This window comes from Kineococcus radiotolerans SRS30216 = ATCC BAA-149 (assembly GCF_000017305.1).
Taxonomy (GTDB): domain Bacteria; phylum Actinomycetota; class Actinomycetes; order Actinomycetales; family Kineococcaceae; genus Kineococcus; species Kineococcus radiotolerans.
The window spans coordinates 3315234-3342022 of record NC_009664.2; the positions used below are offsets into that span (position 1 = coordinate 3315234).

Annotated in this window: 20 protein-coding genes and 1 pseudogene; 10 read left to right on the forward strand and 11 right to left on the reverse strand. The window is 76.2% G+C overall.

Annotated elements, in window-relative coordinates:
* Positions 1 to 68 precede the first annotated feature (68 nt).
* Positions 69 to 2675, reverse strand: a complete 2607-nt coding sequence (locus tag KRAD_RS15860; RefSeq protein ID WP_012086660.1) for an ExeM/NucH family extracellular endonuclease — start codon at positions 2673 to 2675, stop codon at positions 69 to 71.
* Between the two features lie 114 nt (positions 2676 to 2789).
* On the opposite strand from KRAD_RS15860, the gene KRAD_RS15865 reads away from it, so the two are divergent.
* Together KRAD_RS15865 and KRAD_RS15870 are read left to right on the forward strand one after the other, a co-directional pair.
* Positions 2790 to 3836, forward strand: coding sequence for an NADPH:quinone reductase (locus KRAD_RS15865; RefSeq protein ID WP_012086661.1), 1047 nt, complete (start codon positions 2790 to 2792; stop codon positions 3834 to 3836).
* Positions 3837 to 3987: 151 nt separating this feature from the next.
* Positions 3988 to 4893 carry a glycerophosphodiester phosphodiesterase gene (locus tag KRAD_RS15870; protein WP_012086662.1) on the forward strand — a complete coding sequence of 302 codons (906 nt, stop codon included), beginning with the start codon at positions 3988 to 3990 and terminating at the stop codon, positions 4891 to 4893.
* A 24-nt stretch (positions 4894 to 4917) separates the two neighbouring features.
* On the opposite strand, the gene KRAD_RS15875 is transcribed toward KRAD_RS15870, so the two are convergent.
* The 6 genes from KRAD_RS15875 to KRAD_RS15900 form a co-directional block, all read right to left on the reverse strand.
* Positions 4918 to 6591: a DNA repair helicase XPB gene (locus tag KRAD_RS15875; RefSeq protein ID WP_012086663.1), complete on the reverse strand. Its 1674-nt coding sequence runs from the start codon at positions 6589 to 6591 to the stop codon at positions 4918 to 4920.
* A 39-nt stretch (positions 6592 to 6630) separates the two neighbouring features.
* On the reverse strand, positions 6631 to 7371 hold the full coding sequence (locus KRAD_RS15880) for a hypothetical protein (RefSeq protein WP_012086664.1): 741 nt from the start codon (positions 7369 to 7371) through the stop codon (positions 6631 to 6633).
* Positions 7372 to 7466: 95 nt separating this feature from the next.
* Positions 7467 to 9836, reverse strand: a complete 2370-nt coding sequence (locus KRAD_RS15885; RefSeq protein ID WP_012086665.1) for a helicase-associated domain-containing protein — start codon at positions 9834 to 9836, stop codon at positions 7467 to 7469.
* Between the two features lie 53 nt (positions 9837 to 9889).
* Positions 9890 to 10876 (reverse strand): sigma-70 family RNA polymerase sigma factor, encoded by a 987-nt coding sequence (locus tag KRAD_RS15890; protein WP_203417587.1) that lies wholly within the window; start codon positions 10874 to 10876, stop codon positions 9890 to 9892.
* A gap of 113 nt (positions 10877 to 10989) precedes the next feature.
* Positions 10990 to 11991: an asparaginase gene (locus KRAD_RS15895; protein ID WP_012086667.1), complete on the reverse strand. Its 1002-nt coding sequence runs from the start codon at positions 11989 to 11991 to the stop codon at positions 10990 to 10992.
* A 37-nt stretch (positions 11992 to 12028) separates the two neighbouring features.
* Entirely contained in the window at positions 12029 to 14308 is a 2280-nt protein-coding gene (locus tag KRAD_RS15900; protein ID WP_012086668.1) for a HelD family protein, read from the reverse strand.
* Between the two features lie 237 nt (positions 14309 to 14545).
* Here KRAD_RS15900 and KRAD_RS15905 point away from each other — a divergent pair, with 237 nt between their 5' ends.
* Both KRAD_RS15905 and KRAD_RS15910 read left to right on the forward strand, forming a co-directional pair.
* The gene (locus KRAD_RS15905; RefSeq protein ID WP_012086669.1) at positions 14546 to 15619 is read left to right on the forward strand and encodes a fatty acid desaturase family protein; all 1074 of its coding nucleotides are present in this window, start codon (positions 14546 to 14548) and stop codon (positions 15617 to 15619) included.
* A gap of 184 nt (positions 15620 to 15803) precedes the next feature.
* On the forward strand, positions 15804 to 16007 hold the full coding sequence (locus tag KRAD_RS15910) for a cold-shock protein (RefSeq protein ID WP_012086670.1): 204 nt from the start codon (positions 15804 to 15806) through the stop codon (positions 16005 to 16007).
* A gap of 83 nt (positions 16008 to 16090) precedes the next feature.
* Here the strand turns inward: KRAD_RS15910 and KRAD_RS15915 are convergent, their stop codons facing one another.
* Complete coding sequence (locus KRAD_RS15915; RefSeq protein WP_012086671.1) at positions 16091 to 16597, reverse strand: mycothiol transferase; 507 nt, start codon at positions 16595 to 16597, stop codon at positions 16091 to 16093.
* Between the two features lie 101 nt (positions 16598 to 16698).
* Between KRAD_RS15915 and KRAD_RS15920 the strand changes: the two genes are divergently transcribed.
* Both KRAD_RS15920 and KRAD_RS24505 read left to right on the forward strand, forming a co-directional pair.
* Entirely contained in the window at positions 16699 to 17706 is a 1008-nt protein-coding gene (locus tag KRAD_RS15920; RefSeq protein WP_012086672.1) for a potassium channel family protein, read from the forward strand.
* 63 nt (positions 17707 to 17769) lie between these two features.
* Positions 17770 to 19146 carry a sensor domain-containing diguanylate cyclase gene (locus KRAD_RS24505; RefSeq protein WP_012086673.1) on the forward strand — a complete coding sequence of 459 codons (1377 nt, stop codon included), beginning with the start codon at positions 17770 to 17772 and terminating at the stop codon, positions 19144 to 19146.
* A gap of 27 nt (positions 19147 to 19173) precedes the next feature.
* Here KRAD_RS24505 and KRAD_RS15930 read toward each other — a convergent pair whose 3' ends face one another.
* Positions 19174 to 20391, reverse strand: a complete 1218-nt coding sequence (locus KRAD_RS15930; RefSeq protein WP_012086674.1) for a pyridoxal phosphate-dependent aminotransferase — start codon at positions 20389 to 20391, stop codon at positions 19174 to 19176.
* Between the two features lie 55 nt (positions 20392 to 20446).
* Positions 20447 to 21371, reverse strand: a pseudogene (locus tag KRAD_RS27630) (DMT family transporter).
* On the opposite strand from KRAD_RS27630, the gene KRAD_RS15940 reads away from it, so the two are divergent.
* Together KRAD_RS15940 and KRAD_RS15945 are read left to right on the forward strand one after the other, a co-directional pair.
* On the forward strand, positions 21370 to 22782 hold the full coding sequence (locus KRAD_RS15940) for an aminotransferase-like domain-containing protein (protein WP_012086676.1): 1413 nt from the start codon (positions 21370 to 21372) through the stop codon (positions 22780 to 22782). The pseudogene KRAD_RS27630 and the gene KRAD_RS15940 overlap by 2 nt on opposite strands.
* A 44-nt stretch (positions 22783 to 22826) precedes the next feature.
* Positions 22827 to 23489 carry a YdcF family protein gene (locus KRAD_RS15945; protein WP_049821236.1) on the forward strand — a complete coding sequence of 221 codons (663 nt, stop codon included), beginning with the start codon at positions 22827 to 22829 and terminating at the stop codon, positions 23487 to 23489.
* Here the strand turns inward: KRAD_RS15945 and pdxH are convergent.
* Positions 23480 to 24151 carry a pyridoxamine 5'-phosphate oxidase gene (gene pdxH / locus KRAD_RS15950; RefSeq protein WP_012086678.1) on the reverse strand — a complete coding sequence of 224 codons (672 nt, stop codon included), beginning with the start codon at positions 24149 to 24151 and terminating at the stop codon, positions 23480 to 23482. The genes KRAD_RS15945 and pdxH overlap by 10 nt on opposite strands.
* 60 nt (positions 24152 to 24211) lie before the next feature.
* Between pdxH and KRAD_RS15955 the strand changes: the two genes are divergently transcribed.
* Positions 24212 to 25699 (forward strand): hypothetical protein, encoded by a 1488-nt coding sequence (locus tag KRAD_RS15955; RefSeq protein ID WP_012086679.1) that lies wholly within the window; start codon positions 24212 to 24214, stop codon positions 25697 to 25699.
* Positions 25700 to 25755: 56 nt separating this feature from the next.
* Complete coding sequence (locus tag KRAD_RS15960) at positions 25756 to 26766, forward strand: LacI family DNA-binding transcriptional regulator (RefSeq protein WP_041292154.1); 1011 nt, start codon at positions 25756 to 25758, stop codon at positions 26764 to 26766.
* The last annotated feature ends 23 nt before the right edge of the window (positions 26767 to 26789 follow it).

A 26789-nucleotide genomic window follows, 5' to 3' on the forward strand; every position in this document is an offset into this window, starting at 1 on the left:
CGGGTCCCGGACGCGAGAGGTGCCCGGCCCGGCGCGAGCCGGACCGGGCACCGTTCCCGGGGAGCGGGTCAGGACCAGGGGCCCTCCGGGTCCTCGACGCCCTGGCCGCGGCCCTGGTCGAGCACGTCCACGCCCGCCCCGCCGAGGAGGCGGTCGGAACCGTTGTCCCCGTTCAGGACGTCCTTCCCCGTCCCGCCGACCAGGACGTCGTCGCCGTTGCCGCCGGAGATCCGGTCGTCCCCGTCGCCGCCGCAGAGCACGTCGTCGCCGTTGCCGCCGGTGATGACGTCGTTCCCGCCCAGGCCCACGACCACGTCGCGGCCGTTGGTGCCCTTCAGCACGTCGTCGCCGGCGGTGCCGCGGATCGTGGGCACCAGGCCCTGGCAGCGCTCGTCGAGGTCGATGCCGAACACGACCGGGTCGTGGTCGCTGGAGCGGTACGGGTTCGGCGCGTACAGCGCCGGGTCACCGGTGTACTGGTACGCGAAGGACTCCACCGAGTTGATGTTCCAGTGGGTGGCGTCGGTGACCTTCGCCGTCAGCTCCGCGCTGGCCAGCGCGTGGTCGAGGGAACCGGACAGCGCGTCGAAGACGTAGCTGTAGCGGCCCGCGTCGAACCGCTCACCGAGGTCGACCAGGCCCGCGTCGGTGCGCAGGACCTCGATCGGGTCCTCCTGCGTGTAGGCGTTGAAGTCGCCCAGCGCCACCACGTCGGCATCGCCCGTGCTCTCGCGCAGGCGGGCGAGGAACCCGGCCAGCGACTGCGCCTGGCGGACGCGGTCGCCGTTGAAGGAACCCTGCCCGGTGTCGGCGTTGTCACCGGTGCCGGTGCCGCCCTTGGACTTGAAGTGGTCGGCCACCACGGTGAACGCGTCGCCGTCCTTGACGAACGTCTGCGCGATCGGCTCGCGGGCGTTGGACCACACGGTCTCGTCGACCAGGCCGACGGGCTCGCCGACCGGCTGCACGACGTCCTGCTTGTAGATGATCGCGTTGCGGATGACGTCGCGGTCCACCGCGTACAGCTCGGCCGGCATCGGCACGTACGCCCACTCCTGGGACCCGGCCGCGGTGTTCAGCCGCCGCACCAGGTCCTCCAGCGCGAGGTCGGCGTTCCCGGGGTTCCGGCCGGTGGAGGCGGTGTCCTCGATCTCCATGAGGGTCACCACGTCCGCGCCCAGCGCGCGGATCGCGGGCACGATCTTCCCGGCCTGCTCCTCCAGCTCGGCCTGGCTCGTGGCGCCGCGACCGGCCCCGCCGAGGGTGAGGAAGTAGTTCAGCACGTTGAACGCGCCGACCTGCACGTCGCCGCCGACGGCCTCGGGGGCCTGCGGGCGGGTGTCCTGCGGGGCGAAGACGCCGTCGGCGGTGCCGTCCGCCGGCTGCAGCCGCCACGCGTCGAAGCCGTACCCCAGCACCAGCGGCTCGGTGAAGCTGACCTCGTCCCCGACGCGCACGGGCGTGGTCGGGCTCAGGTACGGGCGGGCGGTGACGCTGGCGCGGGCGCTGACGGCGTCGTCGAGGACGATGCTGCGCCGGGCGTTCTCCTCGGCGATCGCCTGCGCGCCGGCGCCGGGACGGGCCAGTTCGGTGGGCTGCACGAGCACACCCCCCTCGGAGAGGGTCAGCTCGCCGAAGGACGTCAGGTCGAACACCTCGCTGACCGTGAGGCGGTCGGCGGGGACCACGCGCATCCCCTCCAGCCGCTCGCGGGCGGCGGCGTCGGCGGGCAGGTCCAGCGCGGCGGGCGCGGGCAGGTCGGAGGCGCCGCCCTCGGCGACGACCGCGACGCCGGAGGCGCGGACCTGCGTCTGGCCGCCGAACTCCTGCGCCTGGCCGGTCACGGTGACGGTGTCGCCGAGGTCCACGGCCGCGGCGCTGAAGACGAACACGCCGTCGGAGGTGGCCGGGTCCCCGTCGCCGTCGCGGTCCTGCAGGTAGAACCCGGACAGGCCCGGGGTGTCGCCGACGACGACACCGGTGACGGTGACCTGCTGCCCGGCGAGCGGCGTCGTCGCGCCGGTGCCCTGCACGGCGCCGATCTCGACGGCCCGGCCGGGGGCGGGCGGCTGGGGGGTGGCGGCCGGGGCGTTGACCGCGCCGCGAGTGGCCGCGGCGGGGCCGGACCAGGTCGAGGTGCCGTCGGCGGTGACGGTGCGCGAGAGCGACTGGCCGGCCGGCTCGGTGCCCGCCTCGGAGACGCCGATGTCGGTGCTGGTGCGCCCCGCGGCCGGGCCGTTCGTCGCGGCGAAGGTGCCCTCGTAGGAGAGGAACTCGAGCACCTCGCCGCCGCGGACGAGCGCGACGGCGTCGGGGGAGCCGTTCTGGACGCCGTTCGCCGGGTAGTCGACGACGGCCACGGCCGGCGCGTCGGCGGGCGCGGTGACCGCGGGCAGGGCGTCGGTGTCGTAGGTGGCGCCGGTGCCGCCGTTGTAGAGCACCACCGACAGGCCGGCCGAGCTCGTGCCCGCGGGCAGCTGCACCTCGACGAACTCACCGGAGTCGGTGCCGGCGTTGTCGTAGTGCAGCTCGGAGACGAAGGGGGTCGTCGGTGCGGCGGCGGAGGCGGGGGCCGCGGCGATCGCGGGCAGGCCCAGCGCCGTCAGCGAGACGGCGGCGGCACCGACGGCGGCGCGGCGGGCGCGGGGGCCCAGGCAGCCGGGGGGGAGGAACATGCGGGTCCTTCCAGGGGGACGACGGTCGGCCGCACGCTAGGTGCGACGTGTGACACCACCGTGTCCAGCAGGTGAACCGGAATCCGGCGGGGCCCGCGGGGGTTGCCGACGGTCGTGAAGTCGATCATCCACACCGAGACCGGTCCCGCCTCCGTCCTGCGCCTGGAGGAGCGGCCCCTGCCCGTCCCCGGCGCCGGGGAGGTCCGCGTGCGCGTCGTCGTGTCGGGCGTCAACCCCACCGACTGGAAGTCCCGCCGCGGCCGCGGCAACGGGCAGGCGCTCGCCTTCCCCGAGATCACCCCGAACCAGGACGGGGCCGGGGTCGTGGACGCCGTGGGTCCCGGGGTGAGCGACCTCGCCGCGGGCGACCGGGTGTGGACGTGCATGGCCGCCCAGGGCCGCCCGACCGGCACCGCGCAGGAGTTCACCGTGCTGCCCGCCGAGCGCGTGGTCCGGCTGCCCGACGGCGTCTCCTTCGACGTCGGGGCCTCGCTGGGCGTCCCGGCCGTCACCGCGCACCGGGCGCTGACCGTCGCCGAGGACGGCCCCCGGCGGCTGGCCCCCGGCGCCCTCGCCGGGCGCACCGTCCTCGTCTCCGGCGGGGCCGGGGCCGTCGGGCACGCCGCGATCCAGCTCGCCCGCTGGGCCGGGGCGAGGGTCGTCACCACCGTCAGCGGCCCGGAGAAGGCCCGCCTCGCCACCGCCGCCGGCGCCGACCACGTCGTCAACTACCGCGAGGGCGACCCCGCCGCCGCGATCCGCGAGGTCGCCCCCGAGGGCGTCGACCTCGTCGTCGAGGTCGCGATCGCGCCGAACCTGGAGTTCGACCAGGCCGTGGTCCGTCCCCGCGCCTCCATCGCCAGCTACGCCAACAACGGCGGCGACGACGTCCGCGTCGACATCCGCGCCCACATGGTCCTCAACACCCGGCTGCAGTTCATCCTCATGTACACGATGGGCGACGAGGCGCTGAGCGCCGCCTTCGAGGACATCACCGCCGCCCTGCGCGACGGGGCGCTGCCGGTGGGGGAGGAGCACGGCCTGCCGCTGCTGCGCTTCCCGCTGGAGCGGACCGCCGCGGCCCACGAGGCCGTCGAGGGCGACGCCGTCGGGAAGGTCCTGGTCGACGTCGCCGACCCGGGCTCCGTCGTCCCCGCCTGAGGTCCGGCCCGGTCCCCGCCGCGGCGCCACCCCCGGACGGGTGAGGCGCCCCGGCGGGGCTTCAGGCCGTCCCGGCACGTGCCGAAGGCTCCTCGGAGCACGCGCCGGGGCAGCCCACCGGCACTCGATCCGAGCAGGGCGGAGACCCCTGGTGACCATCGACAGCAGCTTCCCGACCAGCACCCCGGCGGCGGGCCCACCCCTCGTCATCGCCCACCGCGGGTACTCCTCCGTGGCGCCGGAGAACACGCTCGCCGCGTTCGAGGCCGCCCTGCGCTGCGGCGCGGACATGGTCGAGACCGACCTGCACCCCGCCGCGGACGGCTCCGCGGTCCTCATCCACGACGCCGAGGTCGACGCCACCACCGGCGGCAGCGGCCGGGTCGCCGACCTCGCCCGCGCCGACCTCGCCCGCCTCGACGCCGGGGCGTGGTTCTCCGCCGCCTACCGCGGCCAGCGCGTCCCGCTGCTGGCCGACCTGCTGGACCTGCTGGCCCAGCACCCCGGCGCCCAGCTGCTGCTGGAGCTGAAGGGCGTCTGGGGCCGCGCGCAGGTGGAGGGGGTCCTGCGGGAGGTGCGCCGCAGCAGCGCCCTGGAGCAGGTCGTGCTGCAGAGCTTCGAGGTGAGCACGCTGACGACCGTGCAGCAGCTGGCCCCGCGCGTGCGCCGGGCCGTCCTGCTCGACGACCTGGAGGCCGACGCCCTCGCGCAAGGCCGCGCCCTGCGCCGCGACCTCGGCGTCATCGCCTGCAACCCCTCCGTGGCCGCCCTGGCGGCGCGGCCCGCCGCGGTGGCCGAGCTGCACGCGGCCGGGCTGGCGGTGTGGCCGTGGACCGTGGACGAGGCGGCGCTGTGGCGGGTGCTGGTCGAGGCCGGGGTCGACGGCGTCATCACCAACCGCCCCGACGGCCTCCTCGGGTGGCTCGAGGCGCGCGAGGACGCGCGCCCCGAACCCGCCGACCTGCTGCTGGCCGCGCTGGCCCAGCGCGGGCGGGCCCTGCCGGGTCCCACGACCCCGCAGGACGTGCCCGAGCCCTTGCCCGCGGCCGCGCGCTAGGCGGGCCCCCGGCCCGCCCCCGCCTCAGCCGGGCAGGACCCCGTCGGCGTCGGGGACGCCGCCGTCGATGTCGTCGGCGTCCACGATCCGGTAGGCGTAGCCCTGCTCGGCCAGGAACCGCTGCCGGTGCGCGGCGTAGTCCTGGTCCTTGGTGTCGCGCGAGACGACGGTGTAGAACCGCGCCGAGCCGTGGTCGCCCTTGGGGCGCAGCACCCGGCCCAGGCGCTGGGCCTCCTCCTGGCGGGACCCGAACGAACCCGACACCTGGATGGCGACCTTCGCCTCGGGCAGGTCGATGGAGAAGTTCGCGACCTTGCTGACCACCAGGGTCGTGATCTCGCCGTGGCGGAAGGCGTCGAACAGCCGCTGCCGCTCCTTGACCGTGGTCTCGCCCTTGATCACCGGGGCGTCCAGGCGCGCGGCGAGGTCGTCGAGTTGGTCGATGTACTGGCCGATGACCAGCGTCGGCTCCCCGGCGTGCTGGGCCACGAGCTTCTCCACCACCCGGGACTTCGACAGCGAGGTCGAGCAGAGGCGGTACTTCTCGTCGTCCTCGGCGGTGGCGTAGGCCAGCCGCTCCGCGTCGGGCAGGGTGACCCGGACCTCGACGCAGTCGGCGGGGGCGATGTAGCCCTGCGCCTCGATGTCCTTCCACGGCGCGTCGTAGCGCTTGGGCCCGATGAGGGAGAACACGTCGCCCTCGCGGCCGTCCTCGCGCACCAGCGTCGCCGTCAGCCCCAGGCGGCGGCGGGCCTGCAGGTCCGCGGTCATCCGGAAGATCGGGGCGGGCAGCAGGTGGACCTCGTCGTAGAGGATGAGGCCCCAGTCGCGGGCGTCGAAGAGCTCCAGGTGCGGGTAGACGCCCTTCCGCTTCGTCGTCACGACCTGGTACGTCGCGATCGTCACCGGGCGGATCTCCTTGCGCGCACCGGAGTACTCGCCGATCTCGTCCTCGGTCAGCGACGTGCGCTTGAGCAGTTCGTCGCGCCACTGCCGCGCCGAGACGGTGTTCGTCACCAGGATCAGCGTCGTCGCGCGGGCCTTGGCCATGGCGGCCGCCCCGACGAGGGTCTTGCCGGCCCCGCAGGGCAGCACGACGACGCCGGAGCCGCCGTTCCAGAAGTTGTCGACGGCCTCGGACTGGTACGGGCGCAGCGCCCAGCCGTCCTCGGCGAGGTCGATGGCGTGCGCCTCGCCGTCGACGTAGCCGGCGAGGTCCTCGGCCGGCCAGCCGAGCTTCAGCAGGACCTGCTTGAGGTTGCCGCGCTCGCTGGGGTGCACGAGCACCGCGTCCGGGGCGATGCGGGTGCCCAGCAGCGGCGCGGACTTCCGGCTGCGCAGCACCTCCTCCAGCACCGCCGGGTCCAGGGAGCGCAGCACGAGACCGTGCTCCTCGTCCTTCACCAGCTGCAGCCGGCCGTAGCGGGCCATCGTCTCGGCCACGTCCACGAGCAGGGCGTGCGGGACGGAGTAGCGGGAGAACTCCAGCAGGGTGTCGACGACCTGCTCGGCGTCGTGACCCGCGGCGCGCGCGTTCCACAGCCCCAGCGGCGTCAGCCGGTAGGTGTGGACGTGCTCGGGGGCGCGTTCCAGCTCGGCGAAGGGGGCGATCGCCGCCCGGCACGCGCCGGCGCGGGGGTGGTCGACCTCGAGCAGCAGGGTCTTGTCGCTCTGGACGATGAGGGGGCCGTCGGTCACCTGGTCTTCAACTCCGCAGCTCTCGGCGAACTTCCACGATCAGGCACCGAACCCGGTGTCCAGCCCGTTCGAGTCGTAGGCCGAGGGGGAGTCGAACCAGCCGCCGGCGCCCAGGACCCCCACGGCCACGACGACGAGGAGGACGAGGAGGACGGTGAGGCCGATGTTGACCCAGGCGCAGATCTTGCCCGCGAGCAGGAACCCGAGGCCCCGCTTGGCCCCGCGCGCCTCGAGGATCTCCCGGCGCGCTCCCGGGACCAGGGCCAGCGCGACGATCGAGGCGATCCAGCCGAGGGCGCCCAGGGACAGCAGGGACAGCGCCAGCCCCCCGACGGCGGTCCACAGCACGGCGTGGGCCGCGCCCGCCACCGGCGGCTGCTGCTCGTGGCCGTAGCCGGCGGGCCCGGGGTACTGCTGGTTCGGCAGCCCCGGGTACCCGGAGCGCGGGTCCGGCCACGACGGCTGCGGCGGCCCGTACGACGGGGACCCGGACGACGGCGGCCCGTACGGCGAGGACCCCTGCGACGACCCCTGGGGCGACGACCCGTAGGGCGAGGACCCCTGCGGCGAGGAGCCGTGGTGCGGCTGATCGGGCTGGGGGAGGTGCTCCGTCGGCGGGACCGCGGTGCCCGGGTCGACCGGGGGGAGCCGGTACGGGTCGTCCGCGTCCTGGCCGGCCCGGTCCCCGGACGTCGCCCGGTAGGGGTCCTGCGGGGTGGGCTCCTGGTCGGGCTTCTCCCACCAGGACCGCCCCGCACCGCCCTGACCGCTGTCGCTCATGCTGGTTCGCGCTCCCGTGACGTCTCGTACCGGTGTCCTGCTCGCGCCTGCGCGCCTGCACGACGCTAACCCACGTCGCCGACGGGGACCTCCGCTCAGGCCCCCGCCTCGGCCACCCCGGTGACCCGGTGCACCGAGTAGGACCGCACGGAACGCTCCTCGTGGTCGAAGGCCGTGATGCGACCGCCCTCCACCCCCAGCGGCTCGACCAGGTGCCGGCTCGCCGAGCCGCTCGCGTCGACGTACCCGATCCACACCGCGCGCCGCCGCCCCACCGCGTCGCGCAGCAGCGCGATCGACGTCGAGGGGTCCATCGCCGGCAGCGCGGGCGCCTCCCGGTTCCGGTCCCGGCGCCGTTCGTTCTCCGCCGCGTCCTCGTCCCCGGCCCGCACCGTCTGCACCGCCGCCGCGAGCAGCGCCGCCCCCGGGGCCGGGGGCTCGCCCGTCACCGGTCGCGGGGAGGGGCGCGGTCCCGAGCGCAGCGCCGTCGGGCGCCGCAGCACCAGCTCGCCGTCGGGGCCCTCCGCCGCGGGGGCCACCCCGACCTCGCGCAGCACCGACAGGACCTCGTCCGGGTCCGCCGCCGCCACCAGCACCGTCGGGGCGAGCCGGCGCAGGCGGAGCGCGGTGCAGCGCTTGTCGGCGACGAGCTCGGCGAGCAGGGACGGGTCCTCGGCGCGGACGTAGGCCCCGGCCCGGCCCACCCGGACCCGGCCGTGGCGCCGGGCGACGTCGCGGACGAGGTACTCCAGCGGCTGCGGCACCCCCGTCGAGGACAGCGCCGCGAGGAAGTCCAGGGCCTCGTCGGCGGTCTGGCCGTCGTCGAGGCCGCGGCGCACCGACGCCGCGTCGAAGCGGTACACCGTCGCGCCGCCGCGGCTCTCCACCCGGGCCAGCGACTCCAGGCGGCGGGCCAGGTGCGTCTCCAGCGGCCCGGGCGCGACCGCGGTGAGGTCGGCCTGCAGCAGCACCTCGCGCACCGGGCGCGGCAGCGCCGCGGCCAGCGCGGCCGCGGCGGCGACCTCGTCGTCGACCAGCAGCGCCCGCCCGGCCGGGGACAGGGCCCCCGCGCCGAGCACCCCCAGCCAGGAGGCGTCGCGCACGGTCCAGCCCACGAGGTCGTCGCGCAGCTTGCTCGCCCGCCGCGGGGCCTGCCAGCGCAGCCGCGCCACCAGCGACTCGGGGCTCGCGGCCACGTCCGGCGCCAGCCCGGCCAGCTCGCCCAGCACCGCCCGGCGCACCGCGAGCGCCGAGGCGCGGTCGAGGTCGGGTCCCAGGGCGTTGCGCGCGGAGTCCTTCGCGTCGCGGGTGCCGACCATCGCCGGCACCCGGGTGCCGGTCAGCCAGCAGCTGGCGAGGTGGACCCACCGCTGCGGCAGGTCGTCCTCCACCCACGTGTCGTAGGCCGGGGTCGGCAGCCACCGCGGCTCGACCTCGCCGTCGTCGGCGACCAGCCCGGCGACCCACGCCGTCTCCACGACGAGCGCGGCGGTGGCCTCGTCGACCTCCAGCGCCGCGGCCGTCCGGCGCAGCTCCCGGACCCCCAGACCGCCGGCGCGCAGGACCGGCGGCCCGGCGCTGCCCCACAGCCGGCCCAGCTCGTCGACCAGCCGGCACGCCTCCGCCGCGGCTCCCGCGGACGCGCCCAGCACGGCCTCGGGCCGGCGCGGTGTCGTCGCCAGCTCCGGCGGTCGGCGGTCGGGGGCGCGGTGCACGCGGCCGCCGCGCAGGGCCAGCCCCACCTCGCGCGGCAGCACGACGGTGCCCGGGCCCGACACCGCCAGCAGGCCGCGGGAGAGCAGCCAGTCCACCGGCCCGGTCGACGTCGCGGTCCGCACCTGCCGGTCCGCGCGCTCGACGGCACCCGTCGGCGGTCCCCACGTCAGCTTCTCCAGCACCGTCCGGACCCCCTCGGGGGCGTCGACCAGCAGCGTCTCCACGGTGTCGGCCGCGGCGAGGTGCGCGCTCAGCCGGGTCAGCGCCACCTCGGGGTCGTGGCTGACCTCCAGGCCGAGGTCCTCCAGCAGGTCGGCCAGCCGCTGCGGGGAGCGGCGGCCCAGCGCGTCGGCCAGGGGCGGGCCGAGCCCCGCCGGGTGCGGGCCGAGCAGGTCGCGGACGGCGGAGACCAGGTGCAGCCGGCGGTCCGGTCCCCAGAGCAGGGCCCGCCGGCGCAGCTGCGCGACGACGTCACCGGCCTTGGCGCCCCACGCCCTCGACACCGCGGTCACGCTCGTGGGGTCCGGCAGCACCGCGAGCACCTCGGCCACCTGCAGCGCCGGGGTGTCCAGCCGCTCCAGGGCCCGCTGGGTGCTGGCGCGCGTGGTGGCGCGCGTGGCGAGGGCGGTGGAGGACGTCGGCAGGGGCGCGGCGAGGTCGGGGCGCTGGGAGAAGAGGACGACGAGGTCCTCGTCCGCGCGCGAACGCAGGTCCTCGGCGAGGGTGCGCGGAGCTGGGGCCGTGGGCATCGGGGGGAGTCTAGGCGCCCGCCCCGGCCGGGCACCGCCGCCGCGGACCGGGCTCAGGCGGGCGGGGTGCGGGGGATGCCGAAGAGGTCGAACAACCGGGTGTCCAGGAACGAGGTGATCCGCACGATCCGGCCCCCGGCCAGCTCCAGCGCCTGGATGGCGAACGGCACGAGCTCGCCCTGCGCCCCGACGGGCTTGTAGTGCGCGTAGGCGGCGGAACCGTTGACCGTCACCGGGACGAGCCGGGACCCGCGGCACAGGTGGCCGGGGCCGAGCATCCAGGCGGCGATGTCGTCGGCGCCCTGCAGCCACAGCTCGAACGGCGGCATGTTCTGGGTGACCTCGGCCGCGAGCAGCTGCACGAAGGCGTCGATGTCGTAGGCCTCGAAGGCCCGGACGTACTCCTCCAGCAGCGCGCGGTGGCTGTCGTCGAGGGGCTGGGCCCGGTCGACGTCGGGGCGCTCGGCGAGGGTGGCGCGGGCCCGCTGCAGCGCGCTGTTGACCGACGCCGTCGTCGTCTCCAGCAGCGTCGCGACCTCCTCGGCCCGCCAGCGCAGCACGTCGCGCAGGATGAGGACCGCCCGCTGGCGGGGCGGCAGGTGCTGCAGCGCGGCGACGAAGGCGAGGCGGACCGACTCCCGGGCGACGGCGATGTCGGCCGGGTCACCCGCCTGCGGGAGCACGCGGTCGTCGACCATCGGCTCCAGCCAGGTGTCCTCGGAGCGGCGGTGGGCCAGCGACGCCTCGACCGGTTCCCAGGCGCTGGCCGAGAGGTCCATCGGGCGGGCCCGCTTCCCGCGGCTCTCGATCATCGTGAGGCAGACGTTGGTGGCGATCCGGTAGAGCCAGGACCGCAGCCCCGAGCGCCCCTCGAAGCCGTCGATGCCCTTCCACGCCCGGACCATGGTGTCCTGCACGGCGTCCTCGGCGTCGAAGGCGGAACCGAGCATGCGGTAGCAGTAGCCCCTCAGCTCGGCCCGGTGGTCGGCGAGGCGGGGTTCGAGCTCGAACGTCGTCATCGGCGTGTCGGAGGTCGTCACGGTGCACAGCACAGCACGGACCACCGACACGGCGGGAGACCCCGCGAGCACCTCCCGCCGGCCCCCGCCCACGGCGGCGGCGGTGACGGCGGCGGCGACGGGCGGCGCCCGGTTCAGCAGGTCGCGAAGGCGTCCACCACCGCGTCCCGGTCCATCCCCGCCGCCAGGCACAGCGACAGCAGGATCCGCGCCTGCGGCGGGGAGAGGGTGTCGCTGCCGACCAGCCCGCGCTCCGCGAAGGCCCGCCGGTGCGTCACCCGGCCGGTGGCCGCGCGGCTGCCGACCACCACGACCACTCCGGCCGCCACCGCCCGGCTCATCGCCACCTCGACCGCCGGGGGGTTCATCCCCGGCGGCAGCGAGGCCACCACCAGCCCGCGCGCGCCGTCGGCGACGGGCCGCTCGACGACGCGCCCGTCGGCACCGGCCCACACGGGCACCACCTCGACCCGCGGCCAGCGGGGGGCGGGGTCGGCGGAGAAGGGGGAGCCGAGGGTGTGCCGACGCAGGAGCCGGCGGTAGAACCAGACCCCGCCGTAGGGGTCGACGTCGCCGAGCGCGCCGTGGTCGCGGGCGCGGAAGGCGTCCAGCCCGCCGTTGGACGTCTTGACCACGTCGCGCGCGGACAGGACCCGGTCGTCCATCACCACCAGCACCCCGTGCCCGCGGGCGGCGGGGGAGGCCGCGACCCGCACGGCGTTGAGCAGCCCGACCTGGGCGTCGGAGCCGAGGGCGGTAGGCGGGCGCTGGGCCCCCACGAGCACGACCGGCAGGTCGGTGGCCAGGGTCAGGTGCAGGACGTAGGCGGTCTCCTCCAGGGTGGCCGTGCCGTGGGTGACCACGACGCCGGCGACGTCCGGCTCGTCGCGGGCCACGGCCAGCACCCGGGCGCGCAGCTGCGCCCAGAACCCCTCGTCGACGAGGGTGCTGGGGACGCGGGCGACCCGCCGCGCCGACACCTCGACCTCGTCGGGGAAGCGGTAGAGCGCCAGCGCCTCCTCGTCGTCCAGGGCGCGGCCGTCGTCGACGTAGTCGAGGCGGTCGAGGTCGTCGCCGCCGGCGGTGCCGATCGTCCCCCCGGTCAGCAGGAGGACGACCCGGGGCCGGGCGTTCACCGCCCCCGCCGCGTCTGGGTCGTGCCCGGTCGCGGCCTCACCCGATCGAGGCCATCCCGGCGGGCAGGGGCTCGGCGTGCAGGACGTGCAGCTCCTGCGTGGCGCGGGTCAGGGCGACGTAGAGGTCGTTGGCCCCGCGCGGGCGGCGCAGCACGGCGCCCGGCTCGACGAGGACGACGACGTCGAACTCCAGCCCCTTGGCCCGCTGCACGTCGATCACCGAGACCGGCGCGTCGAGGTCGTCGGGGGAGGTCGCGACCGCGCCGGGCGGCAGCGCCGCCGCGACCGCGGCGCGCAGCGCGTCGGAGCCCAGGTCCCCGCGGACCTCGGCGGTGATGAGCGCGATCCGGCCCTCGTCCAGCGACGCGAAGCGCGCGCGGACCACCTCCACGACCCGCGCGGCGTCCCCGCCGTCCCCGGCCAGCGCCACCGCGACCGGGTCGTGCTCGCCCTCGCGCACCGGCGTCGGCGGGTTCGCGGAGATCCCCGCGGCGCGCAGGACGTCGGCCGCGACCCGGGCGATGCGGGCGGGGGTGCGGTAGTTGACCGTCAGCTCCTCCAGCCGCCAGCGGTCGTCCACGACGGGCTTGAGGGCCTGCGCCCAGCTGCGGGCCCCGGCGGGGTTGGAGGTCTGGGCGACGTCGCCGACGAGGGTCATCGACCGCGACGGGCAGCGCCGCTCGACCAGCCGCCAGGCCATCGCGGACAGCTCCTGCGCCTCGTCGACGACGACGTGGCCGTAGGCCCAGGTGCGGTCGGCGGCGGCGCGCTCGGCCACGGTGCCGGTGGGCCCGTCGGTGGAGAAGCGGTCGGCGAGCAGCTCCGGGCTCACCAGCGGGTTGCCCACCCCGGAGGCCTCGAAGTCCTCCAGCACCTTGCGGGCGTAGGCGACCTGCTCCTCGCGGTCGGCGTCGCGGCGGGCCCGGCCGGCGGACTCCTCGACGGGGCCGAGCAGCTCGGCGAGCTCGTCGAGCAGCGGGACGTCGGCCTCGGTCCAGGCGGTGGGGTCCTCCCGGTGCAGGGCCGCGCGCTCGGCCGCGGACAGCTGCGGGGCGACCCGCTCCAGCAGGCCGGGGTCGCGGTAGAGGCCGGCGAGGACCTTCTGCGGGGTCAGCGGCATCCAGCACAGGTTGATCTCGCGCCGGACGTCGACGTGCTCGCGCAGCTCGGTGACGAGGTCGTCGCGCTCCTCGTTCAGGTCGACCCCCCGGGAGCGGGCCAGGGAGGTGACCAGGGTGTTGAGCAGCTCGCGCACGAACGTCACCCGGGCCGCGTTGTGCGGCTTGCGGCTGCGCCGGGCGCGGGTGCGGGCGGCGGCGACCGCGTCGGGACGCAGCAGCAGCCGGGTGCCGTCGACGTCGAAGCGCAGCGGCCGCGCGGGGACCCGCTGGCGGTCGGCGACGGCGGCGTCGAGGACGTCGACCATCCGCAGCGAGCCCTTGACCCGCGCCGCGGCGGGGGGCTCGTCGCCGCGGCCCACGACCCCGGGGAACAGCTCCGCCAGCGTCATCGTCACCACGCCCGTCTCCCCGAGCGCGGGCAGGACCTGCTCGACGTAGCGCAGGAACACCGGGCTGGGGCCCAGCAGCAGCACGCCGCTGCGGGCGAGGCGGTCGCGGTGGGTGTAGAGCAGGAACGCCGTCCGGTGCAGGGCGACGGCGGTCTTGCCCGTGCCGGGTCCGCCCTGGACGACGAGGACCCCGCGCTCGGAGGCCCGGATGACCCGGTCCTGCTCGGCCTGGATGGTGGCGACGATGTCGCCCATGCGCCCGGTGCGGGGGGCGGTCACGGCCGCCAGCAGGGCCGCGTCCCCGGTGGTGCGCTCGCCCTCGGCGGCCACCAGCACCTCGTCGTCGACGCCGGTGACGCGCCGGCCGGAGGTCAGCAGGTGCCGGCGGCGCACGACGTCGCGGGGGGCGGCGGCGGTGGCCTGGTAGAAGTCCTGGGCCGCGGGGGCGCGCCAGTCGACGAGGACCTGGTTGCCGCGCTCGTCGGCCAGCCCGAGGCGGCCCACGTAGCGGCGGGGGTCCTCGGTGCCCGGCTGCAGGTCCAGGCGCCCGAAGCACAGGCGGTTCTCCACCGACCACAGCTGGGAGAGCCGGTCCTCGTAGAGGGTGGCGAAGGCGTCCCGCTCGAAGCGGCTCTGGTGGGTGCCCGTGGCCAGGGTGCGGCGCACCTCGGCGAGCTGGTCGGCGGTCTGGGCGCGCAGCACGTCGAGGCGGGCGTAGAGGGTGGCGACGTGGGCGTCCTCGAGGGCGACGGCCGACGCGACGTCGGGGGAGACCCCGGACCCGGTCGACCCGGTGGACTGGCTCACTGGTGCGGCTCTCTCCTGTGCGCGGTGCCCTGCGTGCCGCGAAACGGCACCGCAGAAGCCTAGTCGCGTCCGTGCGGGCACCGTTGGCGGGTTCGGTTCGTTGGCCTAACGTGGGGCTGCTGCGGAACCGTTCGCAGTGGAACCCGAACACCGCTGTGTCTGATCACGGGCCCACTCCCCGGACACTGCGCGAGGACGCGCCGCCCGGTCGTCCTCCACACGCCCGCGAGGAGACCTGTGACGACCCTGTCCACCGAAGAGCCGACGTCGCGCCCGCGCCGTTCGACGCCGTACGCGATGCTGACCGCCGCCGTCCAGGAGGCCGGGCTGATGCGCCGGCGGACCGGGCACTACTGGTGGCGCATCGCGTTCACTACCGTGGCCTTCGCCGTGGTCGTGGCCGGCACCGTCCTGCTCCGCGACTCCTGGCTCGTGCTGCTCACCGCCGTGCCGCTGGCCCTGGTGCTCACCCAGTTCGCCTTCCTCGGCCACGACGGGGCGCACAAGCAGATCTTCGCCTCCCACCGCGGCAACGAGTGGGCGGCGCGGATCTTCGCGGCGCTGCTGACCGGCCTGAGCTACGGCTGGTGGATGGGCAAGCACACCAAGCACCACCAGGCCCCCAACGCGCGCGGGATCGACACCGACATCGAGTCCGAGGTCGTCTCCTTCCACGAGGAGGCCGCGGCGAGCCGTCGCGGGCTGCTGCGCTGGGCCACGTCCAAGCAGGGCTACTGGTTCTACCCGCTGCTGCTGCTGGCCGGGCTCAACCTGCACGCCGACTCGACGAAGTCGCTCATCACGGGCCGCCGGACGAAGAAGCGCTGGATCGACGCCTCGCTGATCGTCGTGCACTGGGCCGTCTACCTCAGCGCGCTGGTGCTGCTGCTGGGCCCGGCCCGCGGGGCCGCCTTCTTCGCCGTCCACATGGGCGCCTTCGGGGTCTCCATGGGCGGGGCCTTCGCCCCCAACCACGTCGGCATGCCCATCGTGGCGCGCGAGACGAAGGTCGACTTCATCCGCCGCCAGGTGCTGATGTCGCGCAACATCTCCGGCGGCTGGTTCGTGGACCTCTTCATGGGCGGGCTGAACTTCCAGGTGGAGCACCACCTCTTCCCCAGCCTGCCCCGGCCCAACCTGCGGGCCGTGCAGCCCTTCGTGCGCCGCTTCTGCGCCGAGCACGGCATCGACTACACCGAGACGTCGCTGCCGCAGGCGCTGCGCGACATCACCACCTACCTCAACGAGGTCGGGCTGGCCGCGCGCGACCCGTTCCGGTGCCCGCTGGTGTCCCAGCTGCGCAGCAACTGACGTCCCCGCCGCGGGGGGTTGCGCACCCCGGACCTGATCGTGGTAGCTTTCTCTCAGTCGCAGTTTCTCGACGTGCATGATGCGCCCCGGGGACTAACTCGAGGGTCCAGCACGCTTTCCAGACAGGTCAGCCCCTCGGCGACGAGTTCCACTCCGGTGGAGCGCATACCTTGAGGAGGCCTTCATGGCTCAGGGAACTGTCAAGTGGTTCAACGGCGAAAAGGGCTTCGGCTTCATCGCCCCGACTGACGGCGGCCCGGACGTCTTCGTCCACTACTCCGCGATCGCCGGCAACGGCTTCCGCAACCTGGAAGAGAACGACCAGGTCGAGTACGAAGTGACCCAGGGCGCCAAGGGCCCCCAGGCCTCGAACGTCACGCGTCTCTGATCTGCAGACGCTGACGGTCTGACCGTCACGCGATCCCCGTCCCGGCTCCGGCTGGGGCGGGGATCGTCGCGTTCGGGGGTCCTTCAGCGCCGGTCGAGGACGCCGCGCACGAAGGCCGCCTGCCCGGCGTGCTCCAAGTCGTCGTCCAGGACGCTGACCAGCCGCACGCCCAGGGTGACCGGCGGGTCCCAGGCGTCGTCGACGACGCGGTCGAGGTCGGCGCCGGTGAGGCCCCGCAGGTACTGCGCGGTCCGGGCCGACACCGCGTCGAGGTACCCGGTGAGCAGGTCCGCCCCCGCCCGCACCCGCCCGACCTGCTCCGCGCTGAAGCCGTAGCCCGTCTCGCCCGGCCCGAAGGGCAGCCCGAAGCGCTCCGCCCACCCGTCCGCGGTCCAGGTCTGCTCGTGCCCCGCGACCTCGCTGACGTGGTCGTCCTGCACCCGGGTCAGGTGCCACACGAGCCACGCGATGGAGTTCGCCCCCTCGTCCAGGCGCATGCTCAGCGCCTCCTCGTCCAGGCCCTCGACCGCCGCGTGCACCACGGGGGAGATGCGGCCGTAGCCGTCCAGCAGGATGTCTGCGATGTCCACGCCCCCTGCCTAGTCCCCCCGGACCGCTCCCGCACCCGCGGCCCCGCCCGTGCCGGCCCCGGCGCCGTGCCGATCGACCCCCGGCACGGCAGACTCCTGACGTGCCCCGTCCCGACGTCCGCCTGCGCCTGCCCCGCAGGCGGCCGCTGTCCCCGCTGGTGGCCATCGCCGCACGGCTCGGCGTGGCCCTGGCTCTCGTCCTCGCGGCCTGGGGGATGGTGCTGCTGGAGCGGGACGGCTACACCGACAACCTGGACGGCGCGGTCTCGGTCACCGACGCGCTCTACTACACGACGGTGACCCTCTCCACGACCGGCTACGGCGACATCGTCCCCACCAGCGACGCCGCGCGGCTGGTCAACGCGCTCGTCGTGACCCCGATGCGCGTCCTCTTCGTCATCGTCCTCGTGGGGACCACCATCCAGGCCCTCACCGAACGCTCCCGCACCGAGATCCGCCTCGCGCGGTGGAGGTCCCGCATGCGCGACCACGTCATCGTCCTGGGCTACGGCACCAAGGGCCGCAACGCCGTCCGCGCGCTGCGCCTGCAGGGCCAGCCCGTCGACCGGATCGTCGTCGTCGACCGCAACCCGGCGATGACGGCCGACGCGGCCGAGGACGGCTACGTCTGCGTCACCGGCGACGTCACCCGCTCGGCGACGTTCACCGCCGCCCTCGTGGAGCGGGCCGCCCGCGTGGTGGTCGCCGTGGACCGCGACGACACCTCCATCCTGGCCACCCTGGCCCTGCGGCGGATCAACCCCACGATCACCGTGGTGGCCTCGGCCCGGGAGGCCGAGCACGCCGACCTGCTGCGCCAGAGCGGGGCGAGCTCGGTGGTCGTCTCCTCGGAGACGACGGGCCGGCTGCTGGGGCTGGCCGCCCACAGCCCCGCCGCGGTCGAGGTGGTCGAGGACCTGGTCTCCTTCGGCGCGGGTCTGGACCTGGCCGACCGCCCGGTGACCGCGCAGGAGGTCGGGCGCGGCGCGGAGGACCTCGACGTGCCGGTGCTGGCCGTGGTGCGGGAGGGGCGGACCCTGCGCTACCGGGACCCCGAGCTGGGGGTCCTGCGCCGGGGTGACCGGCTGCTCTACGTGGCGGCCGGGTGAACCTCACCCCGTTCCCGCGCGCCGCGGTCCAGCCCGGGCCCCAGGTGGCCGACACCTGCTGACGTGACCCCGCAGCCCTCCCCCTCGAGGACCCCGGCGGCGGACCCCGCGGTCGCGCTGCTGGCGGAGCTGCACGACCTCGTCACCGACCGGCCCGCGGACCTCGAGGCGCTGCTGGGGGTCGTCGTGGACCGGCTGGCCCGCCCCTGCGGCGTGCTCGCGGCGCGGGTCGAGGCGGACGGCGCGCAGGCGGCGGGGGGACGGGCGCTGGTGCTGCCCCTGCGGCTGTTCGGCGAGGACCTCGGCCGGCTGGTCCTCACCGGCGCCCCCGGGCTGCGGCTGCCCCCCGACCTCGCGCGCGGGCTCGCCCACCACGTGGCCCTCGTCGTGGAGGCCGGCGCGGTGCGCCGGGCGCGCGCCCTCGACACGGCCGCGGCCGGGGCGGTCCGCCGGCTGTTCGAGGAGGGCACCCGGGCCGCGACGGTGCGCGAGGCCGGGGAGGTCCTCGCCCGGGTCACCGCGCAGGTCCTCGGCACCGAGCGCGTCGCGGTGCACCTCATCGACCCCGGCGGGCGCGTCCACGACCTGCTCGACCTCGGGGTCCCGGCGGAGGTCGCCGAGGCGCTGCGGGTCCAGGTCCTGGGCCGGCTCGCCGGGGACTCGCCGGTCTGGCGCCGGGCCCTGCGCGAGGGGGGACCCGTCCTCGCCGACGACACCGCGGACGCCCCGGGGCGTCCCGGCGGCTTCATCGCGACGATGCGGTTGCGCAGCTACGTCGCGATGCCCCTGCTCTCGGCCTCCGGGGCGGTGGGGATGGTCGTCTGCGGCGACGTCGGCGCGACCCGCACCTGGAGCGACCGCGACCGCCGGGTGGCGCAGCAGCTGGCCCTGGAGGGGGCGCTGGTCGTCGACAGCGCCCGGTTGCGGCAGTCCGAGCGGGCCCACCTGGAGGAGCTGCGGTTCCACGCCGACCACGACGAGCTGACCGGTCTGCCCAACCGCCGCCGGCTGCTGGACGCGATCGCCGCGGCGACGGCCCCGGGTGCGGAGGGCGGCGCGCTCCTCCTGCTGGACCTCGACGGGTTCAAGCGGGTCAACGACGCCCTGGGCCACTCCGCCGGCGACGAGCTGCTGCGCGAGGTCGCCCGCCGGTTGCGCCGGGAGGTCCGGGCCGAGGACGTCGCGGCCCGCCTCGGCGGGGACGAGTTCGCCGTGCTGCTCCGCGGGACCACCCGGGCGGAGGCGGAGGACCTCGCGGCCCGCCTCGCCGCGGCGCTGCGCGAACCCGTCGCGGTCGAGGGGACGTCGGTGCGGGTGGGGGCGAGCGTGGGCGTGGCGGCGCTGGCCGACCACGCGCAGGACGTCACCGGTCTCCTGCGCGCGGCCGACACCGCGATGTACGCCGCCAAGCGCGCGGCCGGTCGCCGCTCGCGACGCTGACCCCGCCGCCGGGTGGGCGGGCCGGCCTCAGCGGCCGGCGAGCCGCCCGGTGAGGAACGTGCCGATGCGCCCCACGGCGCTCTCCAGGTCCTCCACGCGGGGGAGGGTCACGATCCGGAAGTGGTCGGGCTTGGGCCAGTTGAACCCGGTGCCCTGCACGACGAGCACGTGCTGGGACTCCAGCAGGTCGACGATGAGCTGGTAGTCGTCCTCGACCCGGTGCACCTCGGGGTCGAGCCGGGGGAAGCAGTACAGGGCCCCGCGGGGTTTCACGCAGCTGACCCCGGGGATCTGGTTCAGCAGCTCCCACGTCCGGTGCGACTGCTCGGCCAGCCGCCCGCCGGGCAGGACGAGGTCGTTGATGGACTGGTGCCCCGACAGCGCCGCCTGCACGACGTGCTGGGCGGGGACGTTGGCGCACAGGCGCATGTTCGCCAGCAGGTCGAGGCCCTCGACGAACCCGGCGGCGTGCCCCTTGGGACCGGACAGGTACATCCAGCCGGACCGGAAACCCGCCACCCGGTACGCCTTGGACAGCCCGTTGAACGTGATGCACAGCAGGTCCGGGGCCAGCGAGGCCGTGGAGACGTGGACGGCGTCGTCGTAGAGGATCTTGTCGTAGATCTCGTCGGACAGGACGAGCAGGCCGTGCTCGCGCGCGACCTGGAGCATCCCCTCGAGCACGGCCTTGCCGTACACCGCGCCGGTGGGGTTGTTGGGGTTGATGACGACCATCGCCTTGGTCCGCGGGGTCACCTGCGCCCGCAGGTGGTCGAGGTCGGGTTCCCAGCCGGCGGACTCGTCGCAGAGGTAGTGCACGGCGCGCCCGCCGGCGAGGCTCGTCGCGGCGGTCCACAGCGGGTAGTCCGGGGCCGGGACGAGGACCTCGTCGCCGTCGTTGAGCAGCGCCTGCATCGTCATGACGATGAGTTCGCTGACCCCGTTGCCCATGTACACGTCGTTGACGTCGACCCCGGGGACGCCCTTGAGCTGACTGGACTGCACCACCGCGCGGCGGGCGGAGGGAACCCCCTTGCTGTCGCTGTAGCCCTGCGCCACCGGCAGGTTGGCGACCATGTCCTGGAGCAGTTCCTCGGGGGCCTCGAAGCCGAACGGGGCCGGGTTGCCGATGTTCAGCTTGAGGATCCGGTGGCCGGCCTCCTCGAGCTGCTGGGCGCGGCGCAGGGCGGGGCCGCGCACGTCGTAGAGGACGTCGGCCAGCTTGTCGGACTGCTCGAGCTTCATCGTCCTGCCTCGTCCTGGTTCCCGGGTCGGTCGGTGGTCGGTCCGTGCCAGCTTGTCACGATCGGATCCTGGTGCGGACGGCGAGGGCGGCGCACCCCACGACGGCCAGGCCCCCCGCGACGGTCGTCGCGGTCAGCGGTTCGCCGAGCAGCAGCGCGGCCCAGGCGATGGTCAGGACGGGTTGCACGAGCTGGACCTGGCTGACGCGGGCCATCGGCCCGATCCGCAGCCCGCGGTACCAGGCGAAGAACCCCAGGAACGCGCTCACCACGGCCAGGTAGCCGAAGGCGGCCCACTGCCCGGCCGTCGCCGCGGGGGGGCGCGGCCAGCGAGGAAGCCGCGGTGACGGCCAGCGCCGCCGGCGCCGCGAGCACGAGCGCCCACGAGATCGTCGGCCACGCGCCGAGCTCGCGGGCCAGCAGCCCGCCCTCGGTGTAGCCGACGGCGGCGGCGAGGACCGCCGCGAACAGCAGCAGGTCCGCCCGGTGCAGCCCCCCGGGTCCCCCGTCGCGGGCGGCGAACGCGACGGCGCACACCGCCCCGGCCGCGGCCGCCGCCCAGAACGCCCGCGAGGGCCGCTCCCCGGTGCGCAGCACGGCGGTGACCGCGGTGGCCGCCGGGAGCAGGGCGACGACCACGGCGCCGTGGGCGGCCGGTGCGCTGGTCAGGGCGAAGGAGGTGAGCAGCGGGAACCCGGCGACGACGCCGCCGGCCACGAGGGCCAGGCGCCGCCACTGCCGGCGGGTCGGGCGGGGGGCCCGGGTCAGCAGCAGCGCCGCGCCGGCGAGGGCGGCGGCGACGACCGCGCGGCCGGCGCCGGTGAACAGCGGGTCCAGCCCGCCCACGGCGACCCGGGTCAGGGGGATGGTGAGGGAGAACGCGAGGACCCCGAGGGCGCCCCAGGCCAGCCCCGCGGCGGGCGCGGGGGGCGGGGGTAGCACCGACCCGCCGACGACAGTAGCGTTACTCTGCATCCTCATGAACGACGATAGCACCAGCCGGATCGTGGCGGAGCTGCGGGCGTGGGTCGACACCGCCGCCCCCGGGGCCCGGCTGCCCTCCAACCGCGAGCTCGTGGCCCGGTTCGCGGTGAGCCCGGTGACGGTGCAGAAGGCGTTCCGCCGCCTGACCGCCGCCGGGCTCGTCGAGTCCCGCCCGGGGGTCGGCACCTTCGTCCGGGGGGCCCGCCCGGTCCGCCCGGCCGACTACGGCTGGCAGACCGCCGCCCTGCGCGCCCCGCACACCCGCCCGCCCGCGGTGTCGGCGCCGGTGCGGGCGGCGGCCCCCGACGCGGTCGCCCTCCACTCCGGGTACCCCGCCCTGGACCTGCTGCCCGAACGGCTGCTGCGCAACGCCTTCGCCCGGGCTGGACGGGGGGAGGCCGGGTGGACCCGGTCCCCGGTGGAGGGCCACCCCGACCTGCGGGCGTGGTTCGCCGCCGAGCTCGCCGCCGTCACCGCCCCGGGGACGACCGCGCCCACGGCCCGCGACGTCGTCGTGCTGCCGGGGACCCAGAGCGGGCTCTGCTCGGTGTTCCGCGCCCTGGCCGGGGCCGGGCAGCCGGTACTCGTGGAGTCCCCGACGTACTGGGGGGCGCTGCTGGCCGCCGCCCAGGCCGGGGTCGACGTCGTCCCGGTGCGCGGGGGCCCGCAGGGGCCGGACCCCGCCGACCTCGCCCGGGCCTTCACCGAGAGCGGGGCCCGGGTGTTCTACGCCCAGCCCACCTTCGCCAACCCCACCGGCGTCCGCTGGAGCGCACGGCGCGTCGAGGAGGTCCTCGACGTCGTGCGCGCCCACGACGCCTTCCTCGTCGAGGACGACTGGGCCCACGACTTCGCCCTCGACGGCGAGGTCGCCCCCGCCGCGGCCCGCGACGACGGCGGGCACGTGGTCCACCTGCGCTCGCTGACCAAGAGCGTGTCGCCGGCCGTCCGGGTGGGTGCCCTCGTCGCCCGCGGACCGGCCCGCGAGCGCATCGTCGCCGACCGCCTGGCCGAGTCGGTCTACGTCAGCGGCGTCCTGCAGGCCGCCGCGCTGGAGGTCGTGACGGCCCCGGGGTGGCGGACGCACCTGCGCTCGATGCGGCACCGGCTGCGCGCGCGCCGCGACCTGATGGTGGAGGAGCTGGCCCGCCACGTCCCGGGCGCGCACCTGCCGCTGGTCCCCGCCGGGGGGCTGAACCTGTGGGTGCGCCTGCCTGACGCGACCGACGTGCAGCGGCTGGTGGGGGAGTGCGAGCGGGAGGGGGTCGTCGTCGCCGCGGGCGACGAGTGGTTCCCGGCGGAACCGTCGGGGCCCTTCGTGCGGCTGAACTACTCCGGGCCGGAGCCGGAGCGCTTCGGGGAGGGCCTGGCGGTCCTCGGCCGGGTGCTGGCTCGGCAGGAGGGGTGAGCGTCCCTTTGCCCGACGACGCCGGAGGCGCCAGGGTGGCGGGTGTGCGTGCGCGGACGAACGGCCCCGGGGCGTTCCTGGGCCCCGGTCTGCTGGCGGCGGCCGCGACGGTCCTCGCCGTCGAGCTCGTGCACGCCGTCGCGGCGCGCTGCGGGTTCCCGGGCGGGCGCGGCGGCGGGGAACCCGACGTGGTCCTCGTCCTGGGCCACCCCTCCCGCCGGGACGGCACGCTGCACCCGGTGCAGCGCTGGCGCACCGAGATCGCGGTGCGCTCGTCGTCCTCGGCGCTGCTGGTGTTCTCCGGGTACGCCCCGGCGCGCGGGCGCAGCGAGGCCGCGGTCATGGCCGAGCACGCCCGCCGGGTGCTGGGGGTGGCGCCCGGGCGCCTGCGCCGGGAGGAGGCCGCGACCTCGACGTGGGACAACATCGCCTTCACCCTCGACGACCTCGCCGCGGGCAGCCGCATCGCGATCGCCTCGTCGCCGGTGCACGCCCTGCGCGCCCGGCGCTACCTGCGGCGCCTGCGCCCGGACCTCGCCGCCCGCCTGGTGCCCGCCGACGACTACCGCCCCGGGGAGCGCTGGGGGTGGAAGGCGGCCACCGTCCTCTACGACGGCGCCCGTTCCCTGCGGTTGCGGGTGGGACCGGCCACCGCCGAGACGTCCGAGGTCGCCGGCCGGGGCGAGGCGGGCGCGCCTCAGGGCTGACGGCGCTCGGTCCGCCAGGGCGCGGGGTCGTCCAGGCGCGCCGGGCCGTCCGCGGCGACGAGGACGAGCCGGTCGTGCAGGCGGGAGGTGCGCCCCTGCCAGAACTCCACCTCCAGCGCGCGCACCAGGTACCCGCCCCAGTGCGGCGGGGTCGGGACGTCGTCCGGGGAGCCGGTGTCGGGCCAGCGCTCGCGCAGCTGCGCCTCGCGCTCGTGCAGCGCGGCCGCCGACGGGGTGGTCCGGGACTGCTCGCTGACCCAGGCGCCGATGCGCGAGCCGTAGGGCCGGCTGGCGAAGTACGCCTCGGTCTCGGCGCGGGGGACCTCCTCGGCCGTCCCCCGCACGGCCACCTGGCGGTGGGTGCCGTGCCAGGTGAAGAGCAGCGCGACCCGCGGGTCGTGGGCGATGGCGAGGGCCTTGCGCGAGCGCTGGTTGGTGTAGAACACGAACCCCCGCCCGTCGACGGCCTTGAGCAGCACCGTGCGGGCCGAGACGCCGTCGGCGCCGGCGGTGGCGACGGTCATCGCGTTGGGTTCCACGACCCCGGCCTCGACGGCGTCGGAGTACCAGGCCTGGAACTGGGCCAGGGGGGTGGGCGCGAGGTCGTGCTCGTCGAAGCGCCGGTCGCCGTAGTCGACCCGTCGGCCCGCTGGATCCTCCACCGTCGCAGCGTACGGGCCCTGCCGGGGCGCGGTGGGCCGGCGGGGTCCAGACTGCGCCCCGTGCCGCTGGAACCGCTCGCGACCGCGCTGGGCCTCACCCCGACGACGGCCGTGCGCCCGCCGGTGGAGGACCCGACCCTGGGCGTCGACGTGCCCGGTGCGGGGGCCGCGCGCGAGCGGGCCCACCGCCTCGTCGCGGTGGGCGACTCCCTGACCCAGGGGTTCCAGCACTACGCCGTGCCCGACACGTCGCTGAGCTGGCCGGCGCTGGTCGCGGAGCGGCTGGGGACGCCGCTGGCGCGGCCGGTGGACCGCGGCCCGGGCGGCTACCCCCTGAACTTGGAGCGCCTGGCCCGCCGGGTCCTGGGGCGGCCGCTGCTGCCCGGGCTGGTGGACGGCCTGCGCTACGTCCTGGAGGTGCAGCGGGCCTACGAGGTCGACCCCGGCCCACCCGGCGGCCCGCCCTCGGAGGCCCTGGGGGTGTGGGGGTGGGACCTGCGCGACCACCTGTCCCGCACGGCCGACACCGAACGGGCCCGCATCCGCTCCTCGCGCCTGAACCCGCTGGTGGACACCGCCAACGCCCGCGCCGCCGTGGCGGTGCTCGACGGTTCCCGGGCCGCCGACGGGCACGCGCTCACCACCCTGGAGGCGGCCCGCGACCTGGGCCGCGAGGGCGTGGAGACGCTCTGCGTGTGGCTGGGCGCGAACAACGCGCTGCGCAGCGTCGTCTCCCTCGACGTCGTCCCGAGCGGGCCGCGGTTCCGCGAGGTGGGGGTCAAGGACCGGTACACGGTGTGGACGCTGCCGCACTTCCGCGCCGAGCTCGCCGACCTGGCCGCGGCCGTGCGCGCCGTCGACGCCGACCGGGTGCTGTGGGGGACCGTCCCGCACGTCACGATCCCCCCGATCACCAGGGGGCTCGGCGGTGCCCTGCCGGAGTGCCCGCGCTACTTCCGCTGGTACGCGCGGCCGTGGGCGAGCGAGCGGAGCTTCGACCCGGCCCGCGACGAGCACCTCACGGGGTTCGAGGCGTGGGCGGTCGACCTCGCGATCGACGGCTACAACCGGGCCCTGCTGGAACTGGTGGAGACCGAGCGCCGCCGGGGGCGGGACTGGCGGGTCGTGGACTGCGCGGCCCTGCTCGACCGGCTCGCGGTGCGGCGCAACGACGAGCTCGGCGCGCGTCCCCCGGAGTTCCCGCCGCTGCCGCTGCCGCCCGCGCTGGCGGGGCTGGACACCCGGTTCCCGGTCACCGACGAGGGGGGCCGGCTGCTGTCGGGGGGGATCATCGGGCTGGACGGCCTGCACCCCACCGCGTGCGGGTACGGCCTGGTCGCGCAGGAGTTCGCGACGGTGATGGCGGGGGCCGGTGTCCGGTTCGCGAACGGGCCCGCGATCGACTTCGCCGCCCTCCGGCGACGGGACACGTTCGTGTCCGCCCCGCCGCCCGGGACCGGGCGCGCCCTGCGCTACCTGGACCGGCTGGACCGCCTGGACCGGTCCATCCGCCCCGCCCGCCGGAACCGGCCCGCGACGGGGCCGTGACGGCCCCACCCGTCGTCTACCCTGCGCCGAGAACGTTCGCAGGCGGAGGAGGCCGGGTGGCAGGGGCACGACCGCCCACGATGCGCGACGTCGCGGCGCACGCCGGGGTCAGCATCAGCACGGTCTCGCGGGTCGTCAACGCCGAGCGCTACGTCGACCCGGCCACCCGCGAGAAGGTCGAGGCGTCGGTGGCCGCGCTGGGGTTCCTGCGCAACGAGAGCGCGCGCACCCTGCGGCCCGGGCAGCGCACCGCCACCCTCGCCCTCGTCGTCGAGGACCTCACCAACCCGTTCTCGGCCGAACTGGCCCACGGAGTCGAGCTCGTCGCGGCGGCGGCGGGCTACGTGATGCTGCTGTTGTCCACCGGCCGCGACGCCGGCGGGGAGCGGGACCGGGTGCGCGAGCGCGAGATCGTCGCCGAGCTCCTCAGCCGCCGCGTCGACGGCGTCCTCGTGGTGCCCGGGGCCGACGACGCCGAGGGCCTCTACGCGGCGCTGGCCGCGCGGGCCCCCGTCGTCTTCGTCGACCGCCTGCCCCGGGGGGTGCGCGGCGACGTCGTGCTGCTGGACAACGCCGGGGGCGGCCGGCGCCTGACGCAGTGGCTGCTCGAGCGCGGCCACCGCCGGATCGGCTACGTCGGGGGCGACCAGCGCTCCGGGCCCGGCGCGCGGCGCCTCTCGGGGTTCCGCGCCGCGCTGCGGGCCGCGGGGGTCGCCGAGCACCCGGAACTGCTCCGCTTCGGGCGCCGCAGCAGCGACGAGGCGCTCTCGGCGGTCGAGGAGCTGCTCGCCCTGGCCGAACCGCCCACGGCGCTGTTCTGCGACAACAACCGGATGACGGTGGGGGCGCTGCTGGCCGTGCACCGCGCGCGGGCCGACGTCGTCCTCGCGGGGTTCGACGCCGTCGAGCTCGCCGAGGTCCTCGTGGACCGGGTCGCGCTGGTGACCTACGACCCCGCCGACGTGGGGCGGCGGGCCGCGGGGCTGCTCACCGCGCGGCTGGCGGGGGAGACCTCCGCCCCCCGCCGCGTCACCGTCCCGGTCGACCTCGCCGAGTTCGGCACCTGAGGCGGGTTCGGCGCCCGGGGCGG

Excerpts from the sequence above, each read along its gene's own strand:
- KRAD_RS15860 (WP_012086660.1), bottom strand. The coding sequence starts at position 2,675 with ATGTTCCTCCCCCCCGGCTGCCTGGGCCCCCGCGCCCGCCGCGCCGCC.
- KRAD_RS15880 (WP_012086664.1), bottom strand. The coding sequence starts at position 7,371 with ATGAGCGACAGCGGTCAGGGCGGTGCGGGGCGGTCCTGGTGGGAGAAG.
- KRAD_RS15885 (WP_012086665.1), bottom strand. The coding sequence starts at position 9,836 with ATGCCCACGGCCCCAGCTCCGCGCACCCTCGCCGAGGACCTGCGTTCG.
- KRAD_RS15910 (WP_012086670.1), top strand. The coding sequence starts at position 15,804 with ATGGCTCAGGGAACTGTCAAGTGGTTCAACGGCGAAAAGGGCTTCGGC.
- KRAD_RS15930 (WP_012086674.1), bottom strand. The coding sequence starts at position 20,391 with ATGAAGCTCGAGCAGTCCGACAAGCTGGCCGACGTCCTCTACGACGTG.
- KRAD_RS15940 (WP_012086676.1), top strand. The coding sequence starts at position 21,370 with ATGAACGACGATAGCACCAGCCGGATCGTGGCGGAGCTGCGGGCGTGG.